Below are 7,328 nucleotides of genomic sequence, written 5' to 3' on the forward strand. Positions count from 1 at the left end.
GGAGTGTGCATGGGTAAGCCTTTCAGAATATTGAGCATTGATGGCGGCGGGATTAGAGGAATATATCCCGCCCATGTTCTTCGGTGTATCGAGGAACGCCATCACATAAATCTTTTCGACACGTTCGACATGATTGCCGGAACAAGCACCGGTTCCATCATCGCTGCCGGAGTGGCCACGGGTGTGCCTGCGGCTGACATTGTGGCGATGTACAAAGAGCATGGCACTGGGATCTTCCGTAAGAAGCGGTTTTTCCTACCCGGGAAAAGCGTTCAACCCATGTTCGACAGTGTCTACGATGCCCAATATCTGGAAAATGTGCTCACAGAAGTATTTCAGGACAAGCGGCTGGGTTACATAGAAAAACCGCTGCTGCTTCCCTCTACCGATATCGGCAATGGTTGTGTTCACGTTCTGAAGTCTGGCTACTCCAAGGAGTTCACTCGTGACAATGCCGTGCTGGTAAAAGACGCGGTATTGGCGTCCTGTTCGGCACCAACCTATTTCGATCCGCATCGACTGAATGAATATCTCCTCGCAGATGGCGGGCTTTGGGCCAACAACCCTGCGCTGGCTGCGGCGATTGACGCCCAGAAGCGGCTTGGGGTTGCTCAGGATGATATACAAATTCTGTCAATTGGCACCGGCCATTCGAAAACTATGTACGGCACAAACGCCTCGCGTAAATGGGGCTTGATCAATGGGTGGAAACACAAGGAATTTATCAGTTTAATTCTGTCCCTACAGAGTCAAAGTGCTCTGAACTATCTGAATCTCATGCTCCGCCCCGGGCAGATTAAGCGGGTTGATTTTGAATCCGACCTGCCGTTGCCGATGGATGACGTGTCCATACTGGACGACCTCATCTCCAAAGCGGATCACAAGTTTACCCATGAATCGGAATCGATCAGGGCATTCATACAAAATGGAGGGATTGCAGGTGAATAGGATTGTTACGCGGGAAGAGGCCCTCCGAAAAGCGGCTGAGCAACTGGACATATCACCATCGAAGTACAAACAGGCCATGGAGCGTTTCGACTCCATGAAGTCCTATCTACTGGATGGTGAATACGATGGCGCAACTGATGAGCCTGAAATTTACCTACAGGGCTCCTTCAAACTCGGGACAGAGATACGGCCCTATAAAGACAGCAAAGACGCCAATTATGACATCGATATTGTCTGCCGTTTGGAACATGAAAAAGAAACCATCACCCCGAAAACGGTAAAGCATCAGGTTGGAGACCACCTGAAAGAGCATGGTACTTACGTGAAGATGCTCGATGACGAAGGCAAACGCTGTTGGACCCTGAATTACGCTGAGCAGGATGGCGTTGGTTTCCACATGGACATTCTGCCATCGGTTCAGGAAAGCTGGAGCACCTTCAGGGACTATTACTGGTATCGCAGTGCCATTGCCGTGACGGACAGATGCGGTGACTCCGGCTCTTATGACTGGTCGCCCAGCAATCCTAAAGATTTTGCTGAGTGGTTTTACGATAAAAACAAGGCTGCCTTTGAGGATGTAAAGCAGACGCAGAAACAGATCCTCTTTGAAAATTACCGGCAGGACGGACTGTTCACTACCCGGGATGCGGTCCCGGATATTCATGTGAAGACGCCGCTGCAACGGGCTATTCAGCTGTTGAAAAGGCATAGAGACATTCGTTTCTGCAATCAGCAGAACGAAAAATGCAAACCGATCTCTATGGTCATTACCGTGCTGGCAGCCAAGATCTACCGGAATGAATCGACCATTTATGAAACGCTGAGAAATTTGATAGACACCTTGTCCCGTCACGCTGATCAGATGCAGCCGACTTTTCGGTTTGATGAAGCAATGGCGGAGTCTGCCTACACGCTGATCACAAGAACGGCAGATGGGAAATGGCATATCCCGAACCCGACCAATCATGGGGAGAACTTTGCCGACAAATGGCATGAAAACGAGAACGGTGTTCCTCATGCCCGGGCTAAGGCGTTCTTTCAGTGGGTGGCTTGGGCCAAGGACGATTTTCTCAATATCGCCGAGCGGCTTGATGAAGAACACTACACCCGGTCACTGGTATCACCGGCCAACAACAGCAAGAGTTTAACCGTCGCTCAACCTCGAGGATTGTCTTTCAACGTTGCTCATCGGCAGAAGCCGTACTGGCCTCTCGGCTTGAGTTATTCGGCACAGATATCGGCCAGGTATAAGGCAAATGGTTCATGGCAAGGATTCAATTCCGGTGAACCGCTGAACAAACACCTCGACCTGTTGTTCAATGCCAGCACCAATGTCCCCGCGCCATTTCATGTCTACTGGCAGGTCGTTAATACCGGGAAGGAAGCTGAACATGCCAGACAATTGCGGGGTGAGATCGTTCTGTCAAAGACCGCCGGTGTAGGCGGCCTGACACAAAAAGAATCTACCTCGTACACCGGTATTCACTGGGTCGAATGTTTCATTGTGAAAAACAGCGTATGCGTGGCACGTAGCGGCGAATTTGTAGTGAGGATTGTATGAGTAAGAGCAAACAGAACATAAAAGAAGTCACCCGTTACATCAAAAAGGAAGTTGAACGGGAGCTCTGGGCTCGGGCTGCCGGACGGTGTCAGTTCAACGGGTGCAATCGGATACTCTACAAGTCTCCGGTCACTCAGGAGCGGGTTAATATTTCAGAGAAGGCGCACATTTATTCGTTTTCTGAAGATGGTCCACGTGGATGGGGACCGTTTAAAAAGAACCCTCAGTGCCTTAATGACGTGGGCAATCTGATGCTGATGTGCCATGACTGCCACAAGACCATTGATCAGGATAAAGATGGTTCCAAGTATTCCGGATCGCTGCTGCAGCAATGGAAAAAGGAGCATGAACACAGAGTGGTCACGGTTACGGGCATTGCAGCCAACAGAAAATCTCACGTGGTTTTCTACGGCAGTAATATCGGTGAGCAACGGTCGCCGCTTCAGCAGGAAGATGCCATGGAAGCGATGTTTCCGGAGCGCTATCCGGTATCGGAAAACTCTGTCTGCTTATCTATGTCATGCTCCCATGAAGACAAAACGGCTGCGTTCTGGGAATCGGAATCGGCTCATCTGAACCGGGTTTTTGATCAGAAGGTTTTGCCTTTGATTGAAAGTGACCAGACCAAGCATTTCTCGCTGTTCTCTCTGGCCCCGATTCCTTTGTTGATCCAACTGGGGACGATTTTCACGGACAAGATTTCCGTGGATACCTATCAGCCGATCAGGGAGCCTAAAGGCTGGCATTGGCAGGAATTCCCCGAGGGGTTCGAGTTCATCATCAGGAAGCCTGAAAAGGTCGATGGAGCCCCGGTACTGGTCATCTCTTTGAGCGACATCATCAATCACGAACGAATCAGAACGGTCATGGGCGAAAAGGTTTCTGTATGGGAGTTGACTGTGCCGGAAGAACACATCGGCAACGATAATATCCGTAACAGTGCACAGCTTTCCATGATGCGGAGCATCATCCGAAAACTCATGGTTCTGATTAAGGATGTACATGGGTCTACTACTCCACTTTCCGTTTTCCCGGCAATGGCTGTCTCCTGTTCCATCGAGATGGGAAGAGCAAGGATGCCGAAGGCGGATATGCCGTGGATTATTTATGACCAGAACAACAAAGAGAAGAAGTTTATAAAAGCGATAACAATAGGAGACAGCCAATGATTACCAACGAACAAAAACGAGTCGTAATAGACAACATGGTCAAATTGCTGGAGCTCCCTGATTCGGCCTATGACAAAGCGCGTAAAAGGTATGAGGATCTCGGAGAGTGGTTTGACCGCGATGAATCAGCCGTATCGGGAAACAATCCGCATATTTTCCCGCAGGGATCGTTCCGCCTTGGCACAGCGATACGCCCACTTGATGAAAGTGAAGAATACGACCTTGATCTTGCCTGCAAGCTCCGGGACGGAATCAGCAAGGACAGCCATACTCAGGAAACCCTAAAAAAGCTGATTGGTATTGAGCTGGAAGCCTATCGGAAGGCCCGGGGCATCAAGAATGAACTGGAGCCGAAGCATCGCTGCTGGCGTCTTGAGTATCAGGATGACCTCAGCTTTCACATGGATATTGTTCCGTGTATTCCAGCAGATGAAAAACGGCGAAAAGCGATATTGGAGTCTATCCGCAAAACAGGATTGGACGAGTATGTAGCCGGGTCCGCATCCCAGACCACGATATCCATAACGGACGACCGGCACGAAGGCTACAAGCATATATGTGATGACTGGAACATCAGTAACCCTGAAGGATATGCCAAGTGGTTTGAATACCGAATGAATCCACAACAGACCAGAATTCTTCTGGAAAAGGCTCAGGTGGATGATGTTCCATTGTTCAAAAAGAAAACGCCTTTGCAGCGGGTTGTTCAGATTTTGAAGCGCCATCGTGACAACTGGAGCAAGGACAACCCGGATTCCAAGCCTATTTCAATCATCATAACGACACTGGCCGCCAGAGCCTATAACGGCGAGACCGATATTGTTGCGGCACTTGGCAATGTGCTTGAAAAGATGGGAGGTTTGGTAAACCAGACAAGGCCACGGGTTCCCAACCCCGTTGACCCTGAAGAGGACTTTGCCGACCGCTGGTACAGGCCTGATTGTCTGCATTTGCGTCTGGAAGAGCATTTCAATGCCTGGCTTTTGCAGGCAAGAACGGATTTTCAGCACATTACATCCACGACTGATACGGAATTTCTCTGTGAACACATTGAAGAGAAGTTTTCGTTGCGGGTGAATGAGTCGGCTAGACCGTGGGAATGGTAACTGGATGGGAGTGTTGGTATTGAATAGCTTGATCCAGTTTCTGCGCGATTATCCCGGCATGTCGACAGCGCCATGCTCGGAGACTGGCGTTTGCCTGCGTGGGAAATTTCGATTCAAGGCCAGCGAGTTTGGCGGTGAGGAAATAGATGATTCCTACAAATTGGAAATCGTTGTTTCAGACAAATTCCCGCAGGCTCTTCCAAAGGTGAAAGAAACTGGTGGCAAGATTCCCCGTGACGGAAATTTTCATGTCAATCCGGACGGAACCCTTTGTCTGGGGTCACCGCTCAGGCTGTTGAGAAAAGTCCATAGTTCCCCAAGTCTGACCGGCTTTGCCGATAAATGCCTCGTACCGTACCTCTATGCTGTTTCTTACAAGCTGATGCACGGTGGAGATTTTGTATTTGGCGAGTTGGCTCATGGCGACCAAGGCATCGTGGACGATTATTCCGTAATGCTGGGATTGAAAGAAAGGCAGCAGGTAACACAAGCCATTCATTTGCTTGGACTGAAAAAGCGGCTTGCTAACAAAAAGCCCTGTCCTTGCGGATGCGGGAAAAGACTCGGGGCTTGCCCGTTTCACCATAAATTGAATGAGTTTCGCAAAATGGCCCCTGTGTCATGGTTCAAAGCACATGCCTTGAATGACTGGAACCGAATTTAGAGTAAGAGAGGATTATATGAGTAACTTTCAGATAAATGAAAAGCATCTTTCTCAAATCCCGGCTTTGCAGCTTTTGATTGGCTTGGGATTTGAATTTTTGACACCTGCAGAAGCACTCCGCGAAAGGCAGGATAGAACATCCAATGTTTTGCTGGAAAGTATTCTTCGCAACCAGCTCAAAGAGATAAACCGCATTCGTTACAAAGGCAGTGAGTATCTCTTCAGCGAGGAGAATGTGCAGTCAGCCATTCAAAAGTTGAAAAACATTAAATACGACGGCCTGCTGAAGACCAACGAGGCTATTTACGATTTGATCACCCTGGGGACGGCCATGGAGCAGACCATTGAGGGCGACTCAAAAAGTTTCAACATGAACTATATCGACTGGCGTAATCCCGGTCGCAACAAGTTTCATGTGACGGTCGAATACAGTGTTGAACGTTCCAGAAGTACAGAGACTGCCCGTCCGGACATCGTTCTTTTCGTTAATGGTATTCCGTTTTGCGTGATTGAGTGTAAAGCGCCGCAGATTGAAGTGGAACAAGCCGTTTCGCAGTCGATCAGAAATCAGAATGATGACTATATCCCGAAACTCTTCATTTACAGTCAGATGGTGCTGGCACTGAATAAAAACAGCGCCATGTACGCAACAACGGGAACCGCTGCAAAATTCTGGGGTGTATGGAAAGAGCCTCAGATGGATAACGGTGAGCGCGAGTTTGAAAAGCTGGCAGCAGTCGTCAACCAACCACTTGCCGAGGATGTTGTTGCCAGAATTTCATCTACCTTTGAGGTTAAGCCGGAAGCATTTACCGGCACCAGACTGGTGACCGAGCAGGATAAATCTCTGTTCTCACTTTGCCGTCCGGAAAGGCTCTTGGAATTGGCGTGGAAGTTTACGGTGTTTGACGGGGGGATCAAAAAGGTTGCCCGCTATCAGCAGTATTTCGTCATCAAGTCTACCCTGAACCGGGTTAAGCACTTTGATAGTACCAATTCACGTAAAGGCGGTGTGATCTGGCACACTCAGGGATCTGGAAAGTCACTGACCATGGTGATGTTGGCCCGTAACCTGGCCTTAGATCCCGAAATTTTGAATCCGCGAATTGTTCTTGTGACAGACCGTGACGACCTCGACAAGCAGCTTGGGAACACCTTTGCGGCCTGCGGTCTTGAAGCGAACCGGGCAACATCAGGCAGAAACCTGCTGGAGCTGGTTGCTGAAAAAAAATCAGGGATCATCACAACCCTCATTCACAAGTTCGATAAGGCATATGCGGTAAAGAAATATCAGGATGAATCAGCCGACATTTTCATTCTGGTGGATGAGAGCCACCGTACCCAGTTCGGTTCCTTTTCCGCTCGGATGAGACAGATGTTTCCCCATGCCTGTTATTTGGGATTTACCGGCACGCCACTGCTCAAGAAGGAAAAGAACAACTTTACCAAATTCGGTGAACTGGTGGAGCCCCATTATTCCATCACACAGGCCGTTGAAGATGGCGCGGTGGTTCCGCTTCTGTATGAGGGGCGGCATGTGGAGATGACACAAAATCAGGCGGCTGTTGATCTGTGGTTTGAGCGCCACACACAGGGCTTGACCAAAGAGCAGCAGGCGGACCTGAAACGGAAATATGCTCGAGCAGAAATGCTGAACAAAGCCGATCAGGTCATCTATATGAGAGCTTTTGACATCAGCGAGCACTTCCGCTCCAACTGGCAGGGAACAGGATTCAAGGCCCAGCTGGTGGCCCCGAATAAAGCATCTGCGCTCAAGTACAATGCGTACCTGAATGAAATTGGCATTGTCAGTTCCGAGGTTGTTATCTCGCCGCCGGATATGCGCGAAGGCTATGAAGAGACCGATGATGAAACAACGG

At 49.4% G+C, this 7,328-nt stretch carries 6 protein-coding genes; all 6 read left to right on the top strand.

Annotation, left to right across the window (positions count from 1 at the left end; all coding sequences use genetic code 11):
- Positions 1-9 precede the first annotated feature (9 nt).
- A complete protein-coding gene (locus tag R2940_18670) occupies positions 10-948 on the top strand; it encodes a CBASS cGAMP-activated phospholipase (protein ID MEZ4601820.1) in 939 nt (312 codons plus the stop codon).
- On the top strand, positions 941-2,509 hold the full coding sequence (locus R2940_18675; GenBank protein MEZ4601821.1) for a nucleotidyltransferase: 1,569 nt from the start codon (positions 941-943) through the stop codon (positions 2,507-2,509). The genes R2940_18670 and R2940_18675 overlap by 8 nt, the downstream gene beginning before the upstream one ends.
- Complete coding sequence (locus R2940_18680) at positions 2,506-3,678, top strand: SAVED domain-containing protein (GenBank protein ID MEZ4601822.1); 1,173 nt, start codon at positions 2,506-2,508, stop codon at positions 3,676-3,678. The genes R2940_18675 and R2940_18680 overlap by 4 nt, the downstream gene beginning before the upstream one ends.
- Positions 3,675-4,784: a nucleotidyltransferase gene (locus R2940_18685; protein MEZ4601823.1), complete on the top strand. Its 1,110-nt coding sequence runs from the start codon at positions 3,675-3,677 to the stop codon at positions 4,782-4,784. Before R2940_18680 ends, R2940_18685 begins: the two co-directional genes overlap by 4 nt.
- A gap of 19 nt (positions 4,785-4,803) precedes the next feature.
- Complete coding sequence (locus R2940_18690; protein ID MEZ4601824.1) at positions 4,804-5,448, top strand: hypothetical protein; 645 nt, start codon at positions 4,804-4,806, stop codon at positions 5,446-5,448.
- Between the two features lie 16 nt (positions 5,449-5,464).
- On the top strand, positions 5,465-7,328 hold a 1,864-nt coding region (locus R2940_18695; GenBank protein MEZ4601825.1), incomplete at its 3' end, for an HsdR family type I site-specific deoxyribonuclease.

The sequence above is a fragment of the Syntrophotaleaceae bacterium genome, from assembly GCA_041390365.1.
Lineage (GTDB): Bacteria > Desulfobacterota > Desulfuromonadia > Desulfuromonadales > Syntrophotaleaceae > JAWKQB01.